The sequence below is a fragment of the Sphingobacterium sp. SG20118 genome (assembly GCF_044740685.1).
Classification (GTDB): domain Bacteria; phylum Bacteroidota; class Bacteroidia; order Sphingobacteriales; family Sphingobacteriaceae; genus Sphingobacterium.
In genome coordinates this window covers 420,272-440,854 of sequence record NZ_CP172826.1, presented here as the reverse complement: position 1 = coordinate 440,854, position 20,583 = coordinate 420,272, and the positions used below count along the sequence as shown (strand labels likewise).

General features: G+C 38.2%; 14 protein-coding genes and 3 pseudogenes. 3 read left to right on the top strand and 14 right to left on the bottom strand.

The window, feature by feature from the left end; all coding sequences use genetic code 11:
* Positions 1–10 precede the first annotated feature (10 nt).
* Positions 11–631, top strand: a complete 621-nt coding sequence (locus ACFX5U_RS02130) for an L-threonylcarbamoyladenylate synthase (RefSeq protein ID WP_038695882.1) — start codon at positions 11–13, stop codon at positions 629–631.
* 401 nt (positions 632–1,032) lie between these two features.
* Here the strand turns inward: ACFX5U_RS02130 and ACFX5U_RS02125 are convergent, their stop codons facing one another.
* The 6 genes from ACFX5U_RS02125 to tilS (ACFX5U_RS02100) all read right to left on the bottom strand — a co-directional run bounded on the left by ACFX5U_RS02125 (position 1,033) and on the right by tilS (ACFX5U_RS02100) (position 4,734).
* Positions 1,033–1,359, bottom strand: a complete 327-nt coding sequence (locus tag ACFX5U_RS02125) for a DUF721 domain-containing protein (RefSeq protein WP_051959750.1) — start codon at positions 1,357–1,359, stop codon at positions 1,033–1,035.
* Positions 1,352–2,455: a DNA replication/repair protein RecF gene (recF, locus tag ACFX5U_RS02120; protein WP_400262379.1), complete on the bottom strand. Its 1,104-nt coding sequence runs from the start codon at positions 2,453–2,455 to the stop codon at positions 1,352–1,354. The genes ACFX5U_RS02125 and recF overlap by 8 nt, the downstream gene beginning before the upstream one ends.
* 35 nt (positions 2,456–2,490) lie before the next feature.
* Positions 2,491–2,817, bottom strand: a complete 327-nt coding sequence (locus ACFX5U_RS02115) for a DUF4834 family protein (RefSeq protein WP_280570803.1) — start codon at positions 2,815–2,817, stop codon at positions 2,491–2,493.
* 91 nt (positions 2,818–2,908) lie between these two features.
* Positions 2,909–3,406: a hypothetical protein gene (locus tag ACFX5U_RS02110; RefSeq protein WP_349775120.1), complete on the bottom strand. Its 498-nt coding sequence runs from the start codon at positions 3,404–3,406 to the stop codon at positions 2,909–2,911.
* 1 nt (position 3,407) lies between these two features.
* On the bottom strand, positions 3,408–3,593 hold the full coding sequence (gene tilS, locus ACFX5U_RS02105; RefSeq protein ID WP_400262378.1) for a tRNA lysidine(34) synthetase TilS: 186 nt from the start codon (positions 3,591–3,593) through the stop codon (positions 3,408–3,410).
* Entirely contained in the window at positions 3,568–4,734 is a 1,167-nt protein-coding gene (tilS, locus tag ACFX5U_RS02100; protein WP_400262377.1) for a tRNA lysidine(34) synthetase TilS, read from the bottom strand. The genes tilS (ACFX5U_RS02105) and tilS (ACFX5U_RS02100) overlap by 26 nt, the downstream gene beginning before the upstream one ends.
* A 112-nt stretch (positions 4,735–4,846) precedes the next feature.
* Here tilS (ACFX5U_RS02100) and ACFX5U_RS02095 point away from each other — a divergent pair, with 112 nt between their 5' ends.
* Positions 4,847–7,327 (top strand): OstA-like protein, encoded by a 2,481-nt coding sequence (locus ACFX5U_RS02095; RefSeq protein ID WP_400262376.1) that lies wholly within the window; start codon positions 4,847–4,849, stop codon positions 7,325–7,327.
* Positions 7,328–7,417: 90 nt separating this feature from the next.
* Here the strand turns inward: ACFX5U_RS02095 and ACFX5U_RS02090 are convergent, their stop codons facing one another.
* The 8 genes and pseudogenes from ACFX5U_RS02090 to ACFX5U_RS02055 all read right to left on the bottom strand — a co-directional run bounded on the left by ACFX5U_RS02090 (position 7,418) and on the right by ACFX5U_RS02055 (position 15,321).
* On the bottom strand, positions 7,418–10,093 hold the full coding sequence (locus tag ACFX5U_RS02090) for a multicopper oxidase domain-containing protein (protein WP_400262375.1): 2,676 nt from the start codon (positions 10,091–10,093) through the stop codon (positions 7,418–7,420).
* A gap of 194 nt (positions 10,094–10,287) precedes the next feature.
* The gene (locus ACFX5U_RS02085) at positions 10,288–10,422 is read right to left on the bottom strand and encodes a DUF417 family protein (RefSeq protein WP_400262374.1); all 135 of its coding nucleotides are present in this window, start codon (positions 10,420–10,422) and stop codon (positions 10,288–10,290) included.
* 58 nt (positions 10,423–10,480) lie between these two features.
* Positions 10,481–10,780, bottom strand: a pseudogene (locus ACFX5U_RS02080) (DUF417 family protein); the annotation flags it as partial.
* 158 nt (positions 10,781–10,938) lie between these two features.
* Positions 10,939–11,757 carry a helix-turn-helix domain-containing protein gene (locus ACFX5U_RS02075; RefSeq protein ID WP_400262373.1) on the bottom strand — a complete coding sequence of 273 codons (819 nt, stop codon included), beginning with the start codon at positions 11,755–11,757 and terminating at the stop codon, positions 10,939–10,941.
* Between the two features lie 144 nt (positions 11,758–11,901).
* The gene (locus ACFX5U_RS02070; RefSeq protein WP_400262372.1) at positions 11,902–12,477 is read right to left on the bottom strand and encodes a non-canonical purine NTP diphosphatase; all 576 of its coding nucleotides are present in this window, start codon (positions 12,475–12,477) and stop codon (positions 11,902–11,904) included.
* 65 nt (positions 12,478–12,542) lie between these two features.
* Positions 12,543–13,100 (bottom strand): hypothetical protein, encoded by a 558-nt coding sequence (locus ACFX5U_RS02065; protein ID WP_280570815.1) that lies wholly within the window; start codon positions 13,098–13,100, stop codon positions 12,543–12,545.
* A 7-nt stretch (positions 13,101–13,107) separates the two neighbouring features.
* Positions 13,108–14,089: pseudogene (locus tag ACFX5U_RS02060) on the bottom strand (deoxyhypusine synthase family protein).
* 134 nt (positions 14,090–14,223) lie between these two features.
* Positions 14,224–15,321, bottom strand: a complete 1,098-nt coding sequence (locus tag ACFX5U_RS02055) for a dipeptide epimerase (protein ID WP_280570818.1) — start codon at positions 15,319–15,321, stop codon at positions 14,224–14,226.
* A 737-nt stretch (positions 15,322–16,058) separates the two neighbouring features.
* Between ACFX5U_RS02055 and gltB the strand changes: the two are divergent.
* Positions 16,059–20,574, top strand: a pseudogene (gene gltB, locus ACFX5U_RS02050) (glutamate synthase large subunit).
* Positions 20,575–20,583: the final 9 nt, after the last annotated feature.

Genomic DNA, 20,583 nt, shown 5'->3' with positions numbered 1-20,583 from the left:
TCTCAACGTTATGTTAGTCCGAATCTACGATAATAATCCCAATGAAAAGTCAATACAGCAAGTAGTTGATGTTCTAAAAAAAGGTGGAGTCATCATCTACCCCACCGATACGGTTTATGGTATCGGATGCGACATTACGAATCAGAAAGCAATAGAAAAAGTTTGTGAAATTCGTGGATTAAAAGCCGATAAAGCGAATCTATCTTTTATTTGTTACGACTTAACAGATATAGCATTGTACACAAAGCCTTTCGATACAGCAGTCTTTCGAGTATTAAAAAAAGCCCTTCCAGGCCCGTTTACATTTATTTTTAATGCCAGTGGTCAGGTACCAAAATTATTAAGCTCCAAAAAGAAAACAGTCGGTATCCGAGTTCCTGACAACAATATCGTACGCGAAATTGTACGCGTGCTTGGCAATCCCATTGTTACAGCCTCTATCCGGGATGAAGATGACATTCTAGAATATTCCACCGATCCCGAATTAATCCACGAAAAGTATGAAAATCTTGTTGACCTAGTCATTGATGGTGGTTACGGTGACAATGTGGCTTCTACAGTCGTTGATCTTACAGAAGGTGAATTTGAAGTTATCAGAGCGGGTAAGGGAAATTTAGAGGAATATCTATAAGATATTCCCACGCTCAGCTTGTATTTTTAAAGCTTTATTAAAAAGCTTTAAACCATCGTAACTCCGCAGATCATCTTTCGAAAAAAGTAAATCAAAATTCCTAAAAAGTATTTCCCCTGATTCAGAAGCGTTTCATGATCAGCTATTTTTTCGAGTATAAAATAGTGTCCCCATCAAATAAACCAGAAATAAACAGGTTGCCTTTCCACCGAAGCTCTTTTAGAAGAGTGATGATTAGAAACAGTGGATTCATCGTCATACTTGACCCATTGGGCTGTTCTAATCTAACTTGCGCACTATGTCCAACTTTGGGTACAGAAACAAATTGCTTAATGGTAGGGATCAAATTAGGAATTAGTCATGAAAAAATCCATCCATTTGATGGATATACTAATTTAATATTACAGTACGACCAGCTCTTCTACGATAACATGGCCCACATGTTCATTTACACGTCCTAAAATTTGCTTGCGCATTAAGACCAGTTCATTTTTGATTACAGCAGACTCAACCTTCACAAACAGCTTCTTATCTTTGATATAGATTTGTTTTGTTCGATTAGCAATAGCCTTACCGATCAACGATGGCCATACAGCCAAAATAGAGGTTTCTTCAAATTTACGTTTCAGCTTGTAGGCATCAAGAAGGCGATCAATTGCCTCTTTGATGGTGATATCATCACTAGACCGAATATATTCTAACCCGCCCTTATACTTCTTATTATACATAAACTTCACCTCCTGCTATGTCAAAGATACGCACTGGACTGGCAATAGCATCAAAAATCCGCTTAATTCTTTTTGAATCCGTATCTGTCAGAAAAATTTGACCAAACTCATCATCCGAAACCATCTGCATCAATTTATGCGTGCGTTTATCGTCCAATTTATCAAAGATATCATCCAATAGCAAAAGCGGTTTAAAACCTTTCTTTTGTTGAAAAAATGAATACTGTGCGAGTTTTAAGGCAATCAAAAAAGATTTTTGCTGACCTTGAGATCCAAATTTTTTCAAAGGCATACCTCCATGTATGGTAAAGATCAGATCATCCTTATGAATACCAACAGAGGTTCTTTCTAAAATACGGTCCCGCTCCAAGTTTTTCTCTAAAATATTCAGGAATGAATCCTGCATCAATGGAGAGTCATACACCAGCTGAACGGTTTCTGCGCCCTCCGTAAGATAGAGATAATGGCGATCAAACTCCGGCTGAAACTCCGCCATAAAAGCAATACGCTTATTATATATAACAGTTCCAACCTCTTCAAGTTGCATATTCAGCACTTCAACAAGACTCAAATCCAATACACCACTCTGCCTCGCTAGCTTCAACAACATGTTGCGCTGAGCGATTATCTTATTATAGATGATCAGTGTATCGAGATATTTATTATCCGTCTGCGAGATGACATTATCAATAAACTTTCGACGCTCTTCACTCCCATCTGTAATAATTAGACTGTCATTAGGAGAAATCATCACCAAAGGAAATTGACCAATATGATCAGCCAATCTAGGATAATCCTTCTTGTTTTTCTTAAATTGTTTTTTCTGATTTCGTTTGATGCTACAGGAGATAACATCATGGAGTTCGTCCTTCTCAAAAGAACCTTGCAACATAAACCAGTCTTGGCCCTGTTTTATATGCTGCGAATCAATAGGATTAAAATAGCTCTTGCACAAAGAAAGATAATGGATAGCGTCCAACAAATTGGTTTTCCCAACACCATTATCACCCGCAAAAGCATTTACTTCGGGCAAGAATTCTAAAGAAGATTCTGTATAGTTCTTAAAATTTAAAACTGAAAGCTGACGCAACCACATAGCACAAAGATACGCTATTTAGCGTAGCAACTCATTTATTTTATTTCCTCAAAGTCTACAAATTCCCCCGCATTATCAGCTACTTTTCTTTTTTGTTCTTGTTTAGGAGGTACATAATCTACCGATATACGTCCATCATTTTTTGGAGCAGATTGTGCGTTATTATTATTTTGACCAAAAGTCTCATAACGGAAACTCCCTCCTCCATTTGTATAAGTAGAGCCACCTTGCTGCTGCTGTGCTTTTTTCATCAGCTTCTCTGCAGCTTTTCGCATTGCAAATGGTAGTAATAATCGAATTAAAAATTTAACTAAATACCAAACAGCAAATGCAATCAATAAAAATTTTAATAATCCTGCCATAACTTTATATTCGTTGTCATTTTATCAAAAATAAAGAATCTCGCTGAAAACACTTGTCTTAAAAATGTCAGTATATTTGATTTAACAATTTTTAAGAATTTCCATTACCAACTTTCGCTTGCTGAATAGCGCGAAATAACTCTTCTTGACGTTGCGTTCCTATTACATAAACCAACCCGTCTTTATCCGTTAACCAAACAGCATCTTTACCACCAGCATAAAATTTAATCTTACCATTGATATGGAGGTTATAAACCGGATTGTTAAAAAAGAACCTACTGAATGGTTTTTTCTCAACCTTCACTATTGAGCTCAATTCAATCTTTACTAATCGCGTTGTCCACAAACCACTCAGCATGACCTTGCCTTCAAACACTTCGATACGGTACAACAACAAATACATCATGACCACAGATGTGATAATAATGGCTATGCCAACTAATAAAAACAATTGACTGGATAGTAATTGGTCAATATTCAAATAAACCGCCGTGAAACAAAATAGCGCAAGTACCAGACGCACACTTATCCAAACACGGTCTCGACCTAAATATTGGTTTTCTGTATATAGGAGTCCTTCTTTCATCATGTTATTTACAAACTAAAATAAACACTTTTTTAGTATTACCACTTATCTTGTATCGATTATCAAGTCGATAGTTAGCTACCCAAATAATATCCCCATTACCATTTACCAAAATCGGAATGTTTCCCTTCTCGAAAACATTGATTTTGTAATTATTAAACAGATCACTTATTTTTTTTCTTCCAGTCATACCCAATGGGTAAAAATAATCGCCGGTTTCGCCATGCTCTTAAAGTAAGCGGAAAAACCAAAAGGTCGCTATCTATTTTTGCTACTGCCCTATCCGGATAGATAGATAAGTCATAGCTATTGTCACAACTAAAATTATAACCTCTCCAAGATACTGATTTTGTTTCTGAAGTAATAACAGTTTCATCCTCCTGCACATACTCTTTTTCTCGAATAATTAGAAAATCGCGATCCAACAATAAATCATAATGTTCAGATTGAAAAAGCCTCCCAGACTCCTTATCAAAACACGATTGCAAATCCTTCAATACACTTTTCGTAAAGCCAAAAGAAGAAAACAATTCATAGAGCAATGGTAAGTCTTGGATGTATTGACGTAATTTCAACTTTTCGATTACCCATGCATCTTGGTCCTTCTTAAAAAGCGTTTCCCGTATAGGCGTTATAAACTGCTGCAACAACGTATAACTTTCTTTAAAATGCATGATATTCTGTTCAAAAATACGCTCAAAATCAGGTTGCATTTTTTTGAACTGCGGAATGATATCGATACGAACTTTATTTCGAGCATACTTCGTCGAAAAGTTAGATTGATCATCACGATACGGAATCTGATACTCCTCAACATATTGCAGCACTTCATCGGCTTTCAAAAATAACAAAGGACGAATCAATCGGTCTCGTTTCAACTGAATGCCCTGTAACCCTTGTAGACCTGTCCCGCGAGTAAGGTTGAGTAAAACAGTTTCAATATGGTCATTCAAGTGTTGCGCAACAGCAATTTTATCAAAACCAATTGCTTGTCTCAATTCCTCGAACCAAGCATATCGTAATTCACGAGCAGCCATTTGGATAGAGATTCCTCTCTCACCAGCTATCCGTTCCGTTTCAAAATGATTTACGTAGCAGGGTATACCGTGCATAATCGCAAAATCTCGCACTAGATTTTCATCCAAATCAGACTCTACATCACGCAATTGAAAATTACAATGTGCAATTGCAATCTGGTAACCCGCTTTAGCCAATAAATAGGTCATCAGCATGGAGTCCCGACCACCGCTTACAGTCAACAATATCTTATCATTAACCTCAAAAAGATTATTATCTTCGATAAAAAAAGTCAATCTCTCCAGCAAATTCATACATCAAAGATAATGTATATTTTTTGAGCGTATATTTGTTTATGTGAAAATTTACCAATAATCTACAAGTTCAATTAAAATACATATTTTTGCTTCTGTGAAACAATACCTTTTGTCTTTTATATTTCTGGCCTTGAGCCTTATGCTAGTGTCAGCGCAACAGCAAGATGAACTTCGTTTACTTTCGTCTTCCAATATGATCACTGGCATGTCTAATAATGCCATGTTCTACCGCCCTGTATTTGAACATAAAGGGTCTACGCTTTCCGCAGATAGCGGATACCTACATAAAGATGAAATAGGAAGACAGTTTTTTGAAGCCTACAGTAATGTTATCATTACACAACCAACTGGAACACAGATCTTCGCAGATAAGCTACATTATGAAGCAGCATCTCAAAATGCGACTTTAACGCAAAATGTTCGGATGGTTAGTCGTTCCTCCGTATTAACGACCAATCACTTGCAATATAATATGCGGAGCAGCATCGGAAACTATTACGATGGTGGGCGTATAACCAGTGGTACCGATACCATCACAAGTACGAATGCCACCTATTTCGAAAACACTCAAGATGCATTTTTCAACAAAAAGGTAGTGGTACGTAGTCAGAATGTTAAAATTTATACAGACTCGATGAAATACAACTCTCCAAGTAGCATGACGTACTTTTTTACCCCCACTAATATTCAGGGGAATAAAGGCGAAAATCTCTACACAGAGAAAGGAGATTATAATACTACTACAGGTGTTGCCAACTTCACTAAAAAGAATCTTTACACAGAAGGAAGTAAACTACTAAAGGGCGATACGCTACACTATGACAGACGTACGGGTGAAGGCCAAGCCATTCATAATGTTGTTTTTATTGACACCACCGATAAGTTTTATGCCTATGGTAACAAAGGTCTTTACCGCCAATCGGATGAGTCCATTACGATGACCGATAAGCCTTTAATCATATCTGTTGTAAAGAAAGATAATGCACCAAGCGATTCAACCGATACAGCAATCGCAAATACCGAAACAAAAGGTGCTAAAGAGGTAAAGAAAAAAGAAAAAAATGACAAAAAAGAAAAGGATGAAGTCGTTTCGACAGCTGAAAATGAGGCTAGGGAAAACAAGCTCGTAAAGCTTGAACCTGTAGACCTACCGAAAGACTCTGTTCAGATGGATTCTATTTTCATGACCGCAGATACACTTTTCTCTAAAATGATTCTCCGCAGTGAATACATACCCAAAGATTTCAAGTTAAGTCGAGATGGAGGTGAACTAGATGATGAGGTGGATGAAGATTATGGTGACGATGATAGTACAGGCACTGTTTTCACCGATGGATTAGATTCATTGCAATTTAAAAAGGACTCTTTAGGTAATAAAGAAATCATTACGGAGAAACCCGAAAAAGAAATAAAGAATACCACCAACACTTTAAAAGATAAAGCTGCGCCAGAAACTAAAAAAGAAAAATCAAATACAAATAAGGCCGCAACAAAACCTGTGGCTAAAGATTTAAATCGATTTGAATTAGAAAAAAACAGCAATGCTGATAGCCTTTTACGAAAAAATGCCGTTATACCCAAGGCGGACTATAGCGACCAAATTTTCAATAAAGCACTCCGTTCAGCTAAAAACAATGATGCCGAATCTGCAAGTCCACCGGACACTGCTAAAACCCGCATTGTCAAAGCATATCATAGTGTACGTATGTTTAAATCGGATTTTCAAGCCGTAGCCGATTCTGTTTACTATGGCATGGCAGATTCTATGTTCAGACTAATGGGAAAACCAATGATTTGGGCAGAAAAGTCACAAATGACGGGCGATACTATTTTCCTACAATTTGTCAATCAAAAGCTAGATAATACCTTAATCTTGGGCAATGCCTTTATGGTAAACTCTACCTTAGACTCAAGCAAATACAATCAATTAAAGGGTCGTAAAATAACCGGGTTCTTTAATAAGAATAGCTTAGAACGTATGTTCGTAGATGGTAATGCCGAAAACATCATTTATGTCGTCAATGAAGTAACTAATGTCGCAACAGAATTGTTCCATGACAAAAGTAGTCGCATCAAGATCTTTATGGAAAACAATAAATTGAAAGAATATATTTCCGTTCGAAAAGTAGATGGCAAGGTTTACCCGGTTGCCCAATTAACTCAAGAAAAAGAATTTCTACCTGGCTTTATTTGGAAACCAGAAGATAGGCCAAAATCCAAAGAAGATCTTCTCAATAGAAAAAGAATCTTAACAAAAGAGGAGGTCAAAGCACCTGGAGATGAAAATAAAGACGGAAAACAGAAAGAGAAGGCTAATAGCAATTTAGACAGTGAAACCGAGAATAAAGAAACTGAAAATAAAGAGGCAGGACAAAAAAAGAAAGTGAATGACAATCTGGACATCTTAGTTGAAGATAAAACTTCAGAGGTGGATAATAAATCAGCAGAACCTAAGGATAAGGATCTCAAAAAGGTTTTGCCCAAAACAATAGAAAGCTTAGAAAAAATCAGCCCGTTACAGAAGGACTCTTTAAAGACAGAACCTATTAAAAAAAATGAAGCACCATTAAAAGAGTCCAGTAAATCTTAAATGTAGCACGCTTACAAGGATAAAAAAAGGTCGGATTGCAATGCGCAAATCCGACCTTTCTTATTCTTCCTACACAAGAAGGGTTATCGATTAATAAGTGAATACCAATCCAGCTCCAGCCCCCATATCACTATCGTAGTGTGCACCTAACGAAATATACTTCGTCATGATATATCGGGAACCAATAGTATATTCCTTATCCGTATTCACCATCCAATTCATACGTAAACGAGGAGTTAGTGGTATGTCTTCCCTGCCCAATTGAAATCGTAGTTTCCCATTTGTATCCACACGCATATCTGCAGTCACCAACCAAGGCAAGGTATAGGCGATACCAAATACAGGTACCCTTCGATTACTTCTATTCGCTTTTTGACCAAACATATTCCGCTCCGTGTTACCAAACAGGTTCTTTTCATGGTCCGTTATTTTTTTATAGTGGTAATCAAAACCGACATAAGGCATTAAATATTGCATTTTACCAATAAAGCGTCCCACAGTCGTTTCACTTTCGTAACCATGCGTAGCTTTATAGCCTACATTCCACATCTGCGATACTTGCCAACGTGTATTAGCATAGGTAACCAATCCTTCTGTACCATTACTCTGCAGACTACCTTCGCCTGATAAGGTAAACATCCTATCATCCATCTTAATCATGCGATAAGCTTCTTCAGGATTCGGAATCTCAGGGTTAGCTTCCGAATTCTCCATGTTGAATATCCGCCCCATACCGCTCATCATGTGGTACAGAATATGACAATGGAAAAACCAATCACCATCCTCCGTAGGTGCAAACTCCAAAGTCAGGGTTTCCATCGGCATGATATCGACTACATTTTTCAAAGGTGATCGCTCGCCATATTGATTGATTAATCTAAAATCATGTCCGTGAAGATGCATCGGGTGACGCATCATCGAATTATTATACAGTTTTATACGCACATTTTCACCGCGTTTAATCAAAATTTTATCTGACTCCGAAACCGTCTTATTATTTATTGTCCATACATAACGGTTCATATTACCCGTCAGTTCAAAATCCAGCTCTTTCCATGTCCCAGCAGGTAAAGTCGTTTTCTCAACAGACTCAAGCATATTGTAGTTTAGGGTTACCAAATCACCCGCACCTTTGGTAGCATGATGATGCGTTGATTCAGTCTGGTGAGATGGCTTCTTTAACTCCAATTGCATCCCACATTTCGGACAACTGCCTGGTTGATCAGAAACAACATCGGGATGCATAGGACATACGTATACTTTTTTTGCATGAGAACCACTGGAATCATCTTCTACATCCTTTTTCAACTCAGGATACATCACCGCATTCATATCGACCTGTTGCAAACTCATTTCATGCCCCATGGGTTTCATATCCCCATTCATTTTCATCATGTCATTCATCATCTTCATTCCCTCAAAATAAGCCAACTTGGGCAATTTATCAGCAGGCATTTCCATACCAGACCCCAGCCATAATGAAGCATGATTCGTTCGGTCTTCTGCCGTCGCCAAGAACTCGTACTTCATATTTTCAGGGATGGTAACCACAACATCGTATGTTTCAGAAGGAGCAATCAGCATTCTGTCCACCTCTACAGGAGTAACATCATTGGCATCATTGGCGATAACTTTCAATTTACCTCCAGAGAAGCTCAACCAAAAATAGGTGGAAGCGCCACCATTTACGATCCTTAGTCGAACTTGATCACCCGCTTTAAATTGAGACAAATGCTGCGCTGGGGCACCATTTATTAAGAACTTCTCATAGTACACATCACTGACATCCATTGCAGTCATCCGCTTCCACTCATTCGTCAATTTCACTTTTAAACGTCCTGCTTTGATAGCCTCACTGTAACTCTGGGTCGCTTTCTTTTTGATGGCAAACCAGTCACTTCCCGCATGTAAACTCCGATTAATCTCATGTGGATTCATATCACTCCAATCACTCAAAACAACAGGTATTGTCGGAATATCAGGTTCCGTCCTTTTATTAAAAATCAGGGCTCCGTATAAACCAATTTGCTCTTGTAAGGAATAGTGGCTATGATACCAAAATGTACCATCCTGCAACACTGGGAATTTATAGACATAAGTTGCATGAGGAGGTATCGGGTGCTGGGTTAAATGCGCAACACCATCCATACGGTTTGGGAGGAATATACCGTGCCAATGTATAGACGTAGGTTCATCACTTTTATTATGCACATAAATCAAAGCCGTATCGCCTACAGTAAATACCAACGGGGGTGCTGGAAGGCTTCCATTCACAGCAATAGCTTTCCGATTTTTGCCCGTAAAGTTTACAATCGAGTCCGATACAAATAAATCATAACGAACAGTCTTTACTCCTTCCGTCCCAACAGGCAGATGCAAACCTGCACGAGCCCCTGCTATCGTCTTGGTCTCGATATCCTTTTCTAGATTCGATAAAGTAAATGCTGGAATCCCCGAAGGGTCAGTGGTTGGTTTTGCAACTGGAATAGCAAAATTCTGAAAAATGGTATATTTGCTATTATTTCCTAAGTAAGGATTTTCACCCTGAGACTGATGATGCACGGTATCTTGTTTTTTTCCTTCCTTCTTTACAAGCGCCATACCACATTTAGGGCAGGCTCCAGGCTTATTAGAAGTTACATCAGGGTGCATCGGGCACACATATAATGCTTCCGATTGACTTACTTCCTGATGATGATGCTGGGCAAATGTATGTGGAAAAGCAACAAATAAACCAACGACGAGTGTAATGTATTTTAATAACATAAAACCTATTTTAATGATTGTTCAACATGTTAAAAAACCGCCTAGACTGGGAACATTCAGAGAGCACAAATAGCTCTCCAAAAAAAGACTAAGCAGATTTTAAAATGTACATCACAAAAATAGTCTTTAGAAAAGCCTAAGGATTATACTATTTTAGGTTAAATTTATAGAATTTCCGATAGATTATCAATGACTTAACGTTTCAACAATCGCTTAGCACCATCTGATGCAATAACCAGACCAGCAGCCATCATAATGATATCCTTTATAACCAATCGACCAGCACCCGACAGATAAGGGAAACCCAAAATGAGGCGTAGGAAAATCACCACCCAAATTTGGAACAAATGTTTCTGGAGTCGTCAACAGGAAAGAAAGCGTTACCAATGACATTCCGAAAGTCAATATTCCACCAATCACCGCAATTTTCGGAAACCAAATCCCCAACAAAACACACAATCCAATCCCTAAGATTACAGTACCTAAACCATAAGAAAACAAATAGGTTCCATTTTCCTTATGCCAGTCTATATTTTTTTGAACAGTTTTACCTTCGGGATTTTTATATTGCTGGTATTCGGGTGCAGCTTTGGTATACAAAAAAGACATTGCAGGACTATTTGCAACAAATGGAACAATCCCATCAGCCTCGTATTGAAAAGCCTTTAAGCCCCCTATCCATGCCATCACAACAAAAATAGCGATACATAAAAAATTAATAAATTGATGTTGTAACTTGGCTAAAAAAGAAATAAATTCGTTCATAAGTATCTAAATTTAATGTACTTACAAAGTACCTATAAATAAACCAGATATTACATGGACAAATCCGTAAATTCTATAGATTATTTTGCTACAATAGAGATACCTACCCGATCTCGAAAGCCAGAAGGAGAAATTCCTACATTTTTTTTAAAATAGCGGCTAAAATAAAATTCATCTTCAAACTGTAGTTGAGCAGCAATTTCCTTAATAGACAAGTAGGTTAGATGCAACATTTTCTTTGCTTCAAGAACAACACGATCTTGTATCAATTGAGAAGGAGATTTACCCAATTCCTTTTTTATCCGCTTACTAAACGTGTCCAAAGCCAATGCAAGTTCTTGAGCATAAAAATGCACAGATTTCTCCTTCAAAAAATAAGATTCCAATAAATTCTGAAACTTCAGACCAACCGTCAATTCATCTTGACAAATCATTTGTTGACCAATTTGTGAAGATTTCGCCTTGCTACAAAGCGCCAAAATTAATTGCAAGTAAGCCTTCAGTACAGATTCCGAAAAACTATTCTTTAAAGATTGTTCATCATTGATCTTATCAAAAATCAACGATATTTCATCAAAGAGCATTTTAGACACGGTTACAAAAGGCTCTAAATAAATATTATTAAACAATAGTCCATTACAGGCTACCTCTTTCTTATGATACTCTATACAATAGAAATCACCATGAAATTCTAATTTTTTTATTAAAGATGTCCCTTTACCTTGCCATTGAAAATGTTGATAAGGAGAAAGAAAAACCAAAGAGTAACTTGGACTGGTATAAGAAGTAAAATCAACGGAAAATTCCGAACAGTTCTCCAGCATCATAATTTGATAAAATGGAGATTGAACATCACCTTCCAATACAGCAGACTCAAGATTTTGTATTTCGATTAGCATAATTTGTCCATGTGGTTTAGAATACCTAAGAATAATGCTAATGAAAGCACATTAAATTGTTGACCATACTATGGTGCCGTTAACTTAAAAAACTTTTATAAAACCAAGAAGAGCGTAAAGTTGAAATTAGTAGATTTGAAACCCCTAAAATTTACCCAAGAATTCGGCTAATTTACTGACCGCTATAGCGCGATGGCTAATTTTATTTTTCTCCTCCGCAGTCATTTCTGCAAATGTTTTACTAAAACCATTCGGAATAAAAATAGGGTCGTAACCAAATCCGTCAGTACCTTTAAGTTCCATTATAATTTTCCCTTCAATACTTCCTTCAAAAAAATATTGTTGTTGATTCAGATAAAGAGAAATTACAGTCTTAAAACGAGCATTGCGATTTGATTCATGTGTTAATTTCTCCAACACCAAACTGATATTTTTTTGCATATCTCGAGTACCAGAGTAACGTGCTGAATAAACACCAGGCTCACCGTTTAAGGCATCAATCTCTAGTCCAGAATCATCTCCAAAACAATTTAATCCGTATTTATTGACCAAGAAATCTGTTTTCTGCTTTGCGTTTTCGTGAAAAGTAACCCCTGTCTCAGGGATATCATCATGGCAATCTATGTCTGCCAAAGATTTAAGCAGGAATTGCTCGCCCACAATAGCTTGCACCTCGTCCAATTTATGTGCATTATTAGTCGCAAAAATAAGTTCAATCATCTGAATAGGAATTTACCCAAATGTATAAATATATTAGAAAAATAGCTAATTATAGCGTAACAACGTTAGCGCTGATGCTGAATTAATGATTTAAACTCAGACCAAAAGGCTTTTTTCTTGGCCATATCTGCAAACATTTCTTCAAAACTATAAGTGTTGAAAACAGTAGCAATACGTCCATGCATATAAGAATTATGCGCGATGGCAGGCAATTTTAAAGATTCAGGCTCCACACCTAAAAGAATAATCTTTTGCGGCGTGAAAAATGTCATGATTCTTTTAAATTCATTTGGATTATGAGCATTGGCCAAATTAACGACCGCAACATCAGACGGTGTTAACTTCAAGGCACCAATCGTTTTAATAAAAGCATCCTCAGCCTCAGGAGAGAAATAAGGATAAGCAGGATATCTTAAGATAAAAAGTATTCCCTGTGCTTTATCACCTTGATAAATAAATTCCTCAACAGGTTCTGGATGAGCAGCAGCCTGTTGAGGAATTAAGGATGAAGATACAGACTCCGATTGAACCAGCATAGCATCAACAGCATCAGAAGTCGCGAAAATAGTTTCGGTCATAAATGCTTGTAAAGCAATGGGATCAGAAGTCAGTAAATTCGACATATTTTTATTATTTACCCAAGATGTAAGAGAAAATCAAAGGAGCAACAATTGTTGCATCGGACTCAACCACAAATTTTGGTGTATCGATATCTAATTTACCCCAAGTGATTTTTTCATTTGGAACAGCACCAGAATAAGAAACCATAAGAAGTAGTTGAATCAGAAATCTGACAGAAGTAAGACCAGAAAGGTACACCTTCCCACTCTAAATCTTGGTACATCATCGGAACAACACAAATAGGGAAGTCACCAGAAATACCACCACCAATTTGGAAGAAACCAACACCCTTACCCGAAGAGTTTGCACGGTACCATTCCGTTAAATAAATCATATATTCAATACCAGATTTTACAGTATGAACATTCAATTTACCTTTTATCACATTGGAAGTAAAGATGTTACCCGTTGTAGAATCTTCCCATCCTGGACAGATAATTGGCAAGTTTTTCTCTGCAGCAGCAACAATCCAAGAATTTTTAGGATCAATCTCGTAGTATTGTTCCAACACACCAGAATTAACCACTTGGTATAAAAATTCATGTGGTAAATAACGTTCACCTTTCGCTTCAGCAGCATGCCATACATCTTCCAAATGCTTTTGTAGACGACGGAAAGCCTCCTCTTCAGGAATACAAGTATCTGTTACGCGATTATAATGTTGATCTAATAATTCTTTTTCTTGCTCTGGTGTCAAGTCACGGTAATTAGGGACACGCTTATAGTGTGAGTGTGCCACTAAGTTCATCACATCCTCTTCCAGGTTTGCACCTGTACATGAAATGATTTGTACCTTATCTTGACGGATCATTTCAGCCAAAGAAATTCCCAATTCAGCAGTACTCATCGCACCACCTAAAGAAATTAACATTTTACCACCTTCCAATAGATGAGCCTCATAACCTTTAGCTGCATCCACCAATGCCGCAGCATTGAAGTGAAGGTAATTTTCCTCAATAAACTGAGAAATAGGACCTTTTTGTGTACTCATAATATTTTGCTACTTTTAATACAATAATAAGTGCCACAAAGGTACTGAATATTATTTATTTTAAATCCAGAGGACTAGCAAACAACATGCTCTGCTATCATTTTTTAACAAATGTTAAAAAATGATAGCGAGGACTAAATAATCCAAGACTCGCAGGAATTCAAATACTCCTGTTCCATATCAGCCCCAATCCCTGGATTATCTGAAATGCTTATCCGATAACCATTATACTGAATACCCCCAATAACAGGATCTGCCAAATGGCCGACCATACACGTATCCAAATCATAAAATTTCACAATTGGCGCAGCATATGCAAAATGAACTTTAGCGGATAGTGCCAAACGACTTTCCAACATCCCTCCTATCATACATGGCATATTAAATTCAGATGCCACTGCAGCAATTTTCAATGCTTCATGAATACCTCCAGATTTTGAAAATTTGATATTCAAATAATCACAAGCATCAGCACGACAAAGGCGCTCAGCATCGTGATGCGAATAAACAGACTCATCGGCCATGATCAACACCGTAGTTTCTGTTCTAAGTTGAGGCAGCATATGATCTAAATAAGTCCGCATAGGCTGTTCGCAAAATTGAATCTTGAATGGTTCCAAACCTTGCAAAACCTCCACCGCATCATGATAAGACCACCCTTGGTTGGCATCTATACGAATAGGCATATCAAATCCAACAGCTTTTCGAATTTCACGAACACGTGCAATATCTGTTTTAGCTTCTTTTCCTAATTTTACTTTCAACATGACAGCACCAGCATCGTACAACAACTTGGCCTTAGCTGCCATTTCCTCTGGAGAACCAATACCTATAGTAATATCGGTGACTATTTCTCGAGGAGCACCCTTTAAGAATTGATATAAGGGTAATCCCGCATTTTTTGCAGCAATATCATATAAAGCCATATCAAATGCAGACTTTATGGTTGTGTTTCCAGCGATATATAGATCCAACTCGGCAAGACGTTCACTGATTTGTAAAGGGTCTTTCCCCTTCCATATTTTAGCAAAATCACGTGCTATGACTAGACAAGTATCCTGTGTTTCGCCAACAATCATCGGAAACGCCGAACATTCCCCAACGCCAAAAATACCTGCATCCGTATGGATACGAATAAAAGTATTCTGGGCAAAATCCATGGTTCCTGTTGCAATCACAAAAGGTTCCATTGGGATACTTAGTCGATATATTTCTATTTCAGTAATCTTCATGGTTAAACTGTCTTCTACTTCCTTCTATAAGGAAAATAATAAAAGCTAAGATATAGAAAGAATATCAAATATATAGAGCAGAAAAAACAAGTTGCAGAACTTATCCTATCCTGAAAATGTTCTTTTTTAAGAAAACAAAGAAATTATATCCTCCTTTTAAGATCTGAATACACTGAACGACAATAAGCCTATAAAAGTCCACGGATGTCCATAGATGTCCATGAAAGTGCATACAATACTTAACAACTCTCTGAAAATGCTAGGATACAGATAGGACAATGCTTCGGGGCTTGTTCGACTTGCATTCGGCTGTTGTTCAACTTGGGGTCGACAAAAAGACAAACAACAACCGAACAAACCCCGATAAACAACCGTACTTGGCTCCTACAAGTCCTATAGCAAGCTCAATTGTACGTCGAACATCAATCATGCGGTCATAATAATAAGCGTTTGCTACGGCTTTTATCAGGACCAGTACTTAAGAAGATGAAATATTTTACTGCCTTTTTCCAATTTCATCAGACAATTTTTAAGACCGCGCTTTAACCTATAACACCAAAATAACAGCGGCAGTACAATTGAAAAAAATAAAATCCAAAAGCACAAGCAAATACAATATCTTTAATAAAAGCAGTATTAATTATCAATAACACAACTTAATGTAAAATAACTTATAATATCTATAATATTATAGTGATTTTATTCGTATATTAGCAAAGTAATAATTGAAAAGGAAGATGATTGAAAGTAACAAAAATCAGCAAGGTCTATACGACCCAAGCTTTGAACATGATGCCTGTGGGGTTGGTTTTGTAGCGCATATTAAAGGAATAAAATCACATAATCAGGTAAAAGATGCACTAACCATGTTAGAAAACATGGAACATCGCGGTGCATGTGGCTGCGACCCAGAAAGTGGTGACGGAGCAGGTATTATGATCCAATTACCGCATGAGTTCCTATGGGAAGAGTGTATTAACCTCGGTATACAATTAAAAGAACCCGGATATTATGGGACTGGAATGGTTTTTCTTCCCAAAGAACCGGAAATGAATAAAATCTGTAGAACAGTTATTCATGAAGCAGCAACTGAAAGAGAAATGAAGTTCCTTGGATTTCGGGAAGTCCCAGTAAACAGAGCTGGCATAGGACCTACCGCATTAAGTGCAGAGCCCGAAATCGTTCAATTCTTTATCGACAGACCCGATACCATTCACAACACTGAAGAATTTGAACGCAAACTATTTGTCCTAAGACGCTTGATTATCCAAAAAATCAAACAGTACCAAGAATACCCACTCCCGCTTTACTTCGCTTCCTTATCTTGCAAAACAATTATTTATAAAGGTCAACTAACCACCTATCAAGTTGGATCCTATTTCGAAGATCTCCGAGACCCACGAGTAATATCAGCATTCGGCTTAGTACACTCCAGATTTTCAACCAATACATTCCCTTCTTGGTCATTAGCACAACCATTTCGGATGTTAGCACACAATGGTGAAATCAATACCCTAACAGGCAATCTCAATTGGTTTCTATGCAGGCATGCGAGCACTATCGTCGCCCTACTTTACCCCAGAAGAAATGGAAATCTTATTACCTGTGGTAGATTATGGACAATCGGATTCGGCCTGCTTGGATAATGTTGCAGAACTCTTATTGCATAGTGGCCGAAGCCTTGCACACGTTATGTTGATGCTTGTACCCGAAGCATGGGATGGCAATACCCAGATGGATCCACTCAAAAGAGCATTCTATGAATATCATGCTACACTAATGGAACCTTGGGACGGTCCCGCAGCCCTTTGTTTCACAGATGGAAAATCGATCGGTGCTACCTTAGATCGCAATGGACTACGTCCCCTTCGCTATGCCATAACAGCTGACCATCGCGTTATTGTCGCTTCCGAGGCAGGCGCTCTTCCTATTGACGAATCCTTAATCATTAAAAAAGGAAGACAACAAGCTGGGAAAATTTTCTTGGTGGATATGGAGCAAGGGAAAATTTTATCCGATGAAGAAGTGAAAGGAGCATTAGTACGTCAACAACCTTATGGCAATTGGTTAGACAGTTACAAAATAAAATTAGCAGAATTAGCAGAACCACGCGTTACATACACCTACTTATCCAAAGAATCGGTATTTAAATACCAACAGACATTCGGATATTCTCGAGAAGACCTCGAAACAATATTGACACCCATGGCAATCAATGGCTATGAGCCTACAGGGTCTATGGGATCCGATGTGCCATTGGCCATTCTATCGGATCACCCACAACATCTTTCAAGTTACTTTAAACAGTTTTTTGCACAAGTTACAAATCCTCCCATTGATCCTATTCGCGAAAGATTAGTGATGAGCTTAGCCACATTCATTGGAAATGCTGGGAACATATTGATTGAAGATAAAAAGTTCTGTCATTGTGTAACTCTTGAACACCCCATCCTAACATCAAAAGAATTAGAGAAACTACGTTCCATTGATACAGGGGCTTTTCAAGCAAAAACTCTACAAGCATACTTCAGAGCAGATGGACAAAGCGGTTCACTAGAAGCAGGGTTAGAGCGACTGTGCCGTTATGCAGATGATGCGGTAAAAGATGGATTCGAGGTATTGATCCTTTCTGACCGTGCGATCGATTCGCAACATGCACCAATCCCATCAATTTTAGCGGTATCAGCAGTACATCACCATCTCATTAAAACCGGTAATCGCGGAGCAGTTGGACTTGTTGTGGAAGCTGGAGATACTTGGGAAGTACATCACTTTGCATGTCTACTCGCCTTTGGTGCCACCGCAATAAACCCTTACATGGCCTTAGCAAGTATCCGAACCATGAAAGAACAAGGTAAATTGGATACCGAATTGACCTGGCCAGAACTTTCTAAAAACTACGTAAAAGCGGTTAATGCAGGACTCTTAAAAATATTCTCCAAAATGGGGATATCCACCCTACAATCTTATCATGGAGCACAAATATTTGAAGTACTAGGAATAGACAAAACCGTAGTTGATAAGTATTTTTGTGGAGCCGTATCTCGTATTGGGGGTCTAAATCTCGATGATATTGCACAAGAAGTATTGACTAAACATTGGAGCAATTTCAAAGAAAGTAGAACTGTAAAAACATTACTTCCAGAAGGGGGTATATATCAGTGGAAACGTCGTGGCGAAGGACACCTTTGGAATCCAGAGACCGTACATTTACTGCAACAAGCCTGTCGAAATGATGACTATTTAACCTATAAAAAATATGCTGAAAAAATAAACAATCAAAAAGAACAGCTATTTACATTACGAGGGTTGTTGGATTTCGCAAAACATAGAACTGCCATTCCCTTGGATCAGGTAGAATCTGCCAATGAGATCTTAAAACGTTTTGCAACTGGTGCGATGTCTTTTGGATCCATTTCGCATGAAGCGCATAGCACGTTAGCAATCGCGATGAACCGCATTGGAGCAAAATCAAATACCGGAGAAGGAGGTGAAGATGAATTACGATACCAACCTTTACCCAATGGTGATTCTATGCGATCGGCAATCAAACAAGTGGCATCGGCACGTTTTGGCGTAACCTCTAATTATTTGACACAAGCAGATGAAATACAGATTAAGATGGCTCAAGGTGCCAAACCAGGAGAAGGTGGCCAGCTCCCGGGTCCTAAAGTCAACGAATGGATCGCTAAAACACGACATTCCACACCGGGTGTCGGGTTAATCTCCCCGCCCCCACATCATGATATCTATTCCATTGAAGATCTAGCCCAATTAATTTTTGATCTAAAAAATGCAAATCGGGCAGCACGTATCAATGTAAAGCTAGTTTCCAAAGCAGGTGTAGGTACCATAGCCGCTGGTGTAGCAAAGGCACATGCCGACGTCATCTTAATAGCAGGATTCGATGGCGGAACAGGTGCTTCTCCCATCAGTTCGACCAAACATGCTGGTTTACCTTGGGAACTGGGTCTAGCGGAAGCGCATCAAACTTTAGTTAAAAACAAACTAAGAAGCCGCATAGTATTGCAAGCAGATGGTCAAGTAAAAACAGGCCGTGATATTGTTGTAGCAACCTTATTAGGTGCTGAAGAATGGGGTGTCTCGACCGCAGCTCTTATTGCTGGGGGATGTATCATGATGCGTAAGTGCCACTTAAACACCTGTCCTGTTGGCGTAGCGACGCAAGATCCTGAATTAAGGAAATTATTTACGGGAAAACCAGAAGACATTGTTAACTTATTTCGCTTCATGGCAGAGGAAATCCGCGAAACGATGGCTGAATTGGGATTCCGAACCATCAATGAAATGGTAGGAAAAGCTCAGTTCTTAAAAAAAAGAGAGAACATAGATCATTGGAAAGCCTCAAAGATAGATTTTTCAGGAATCCTATATGTCGAGCCTAATGATTCCGATCAATCGCTATACAATACCGAAGAACAGGATCATGGTATGGGTATGATTTTAGATTGGGGATTGCTTACACAAGCAAAACAAGCTTTAGAAAACAAAACGCCTGTCTTTGGAACTTTCCTTGTCAAAAACACCGATCGTACTATTGGCACCTTGCTCTCGAATGAAATATCCAAAAAATATGGCTCAGTAGGGCTACCTGACAACACGATTAATTATAAATTCGAAGGGTCCGCAGGACAAAGCTTCGGAGCATTTTCGACCAAAGGATTATCTTTCGAACTGGAAGGTGAAGCAAACGATTACGTCGGAAAAGGGTTATCTGGAGCACAATTGGCTATTTACCCAAAAGCCGAAAGCATATTAGTACCTCATGAAAATATTATCATCGGCAATGTCGCCCTATTTGGCGCCACATCAGGTCATCTTTTTATTAATGGACAAGCAGGTGAACGCTTTGCTGTCCGTAATTCTGGTGCTACGGCTGTCGTAGAGGGAGTTGGAGATCATGGTTGTGAGTATATGACAGGGGGTAGAGCACTTATCTTAGGAGAGACTGGACGTAATTTTGGCGCCGGTATGAGCGGTGGTATCGCATGGGTATATAATCCATTAGGAACTTTTAGAGAAAACTGCAATACTGAAATGATTGACTTAGACCCATTAGAACAAGAAGATGAGATGGCGATCATTGCCCTTTTAAAAAGACACATTTCATTGACTAGTAGTATCATTGCACAAGATATACTCGAAAATTGGACAACGAAAAAGGTCAGTTTTATCAAGGTATTTCCAAAAGAATACAAACAGGTATTACGGACAAAATTAGTAGAAGCATAATCAGGAGGA

Coding starts and splice junctions, on each gene's coding strand:
- ACFX5U_RS02130 (WP_038695882.1), top strand. CDS start 11: ATGTTAGTCCGAATCTACGATAATAATCCCAATGAAAAGTCAATACAG.
- ACFX5U_RS02125 (WP_051959750.1), bottom strand. CDS start 1,359: ATGTATAATAAGAAGTATAAGGGCGGGTTAGAATATATTCGGTCTAGT.
- recF (WP_400262379.1), bottom strand. CDS start 2,455: ATGTGGTTGCGTCAGCTTTCAGTTTTAAATTTTAAGAACTATACAGAA.
- ACFX5U_RS02115 (WP_280570803.1), bottom strand. CDS start 2,817: ATGGCAGGATTATTAAAATTTTTATTGATTGCATTTGCTGTTTGGTAT.
- ACFX5U_RS02110 (WP_349775120.1), bottom strand. CDS start 3,406: ATGATGAAAGAAGGACTCCTATATACAGAAAACCAATATTTAGGTCGA.
- tilS (WP_400262378.1), bottom strand. CDS start 3,593: ATGACTGGAAGAAAAAAAATAAGTGATCTGTTTAATAATTACAAAATC.
- tilS (WP_400262377.1), bottom strand. CDS start 4,734: ATGAATTTGCTGGAGAGATTGACTTTTTTTATCGAAGATAATAATCTT.
- ACFX5U_RS02090 (WP_400262375.1), bottom strand. CDS start 10,093: ATGTTATTAAAATACATTACACTCGTCGTTGGTTTATTTGTTGCTTTT.
- ACFX5U_RS02075 (WP_400262373.1), bottom strand. CDS start 11,757: ATGCTAATCGAAATACAAAATCTTGAGTCTGCTGTATTGGAAGGTGAT.
- ACFX5U_RS02070 (WP_400262372.1), bottom strand. CDS start 12,477: ATGATTGAACTTATTTTTGCGACTAATAATGCACATAAATTGGACGAG.
- ACFX5U_RS02065 (WP_280570815.1), bottom strand. CDS start 13,100: ATGTCGAATTTACTGACTTCTGATCCCATTGCTTTACAAGCATTTATG.
- ACFX5U_RS02055 (WP_280570818.1), bottom strand. CDS start 15,321: ATGAAGATTACTGAAATAGAAATATATCGACTAAGTATCCCAATGGAA.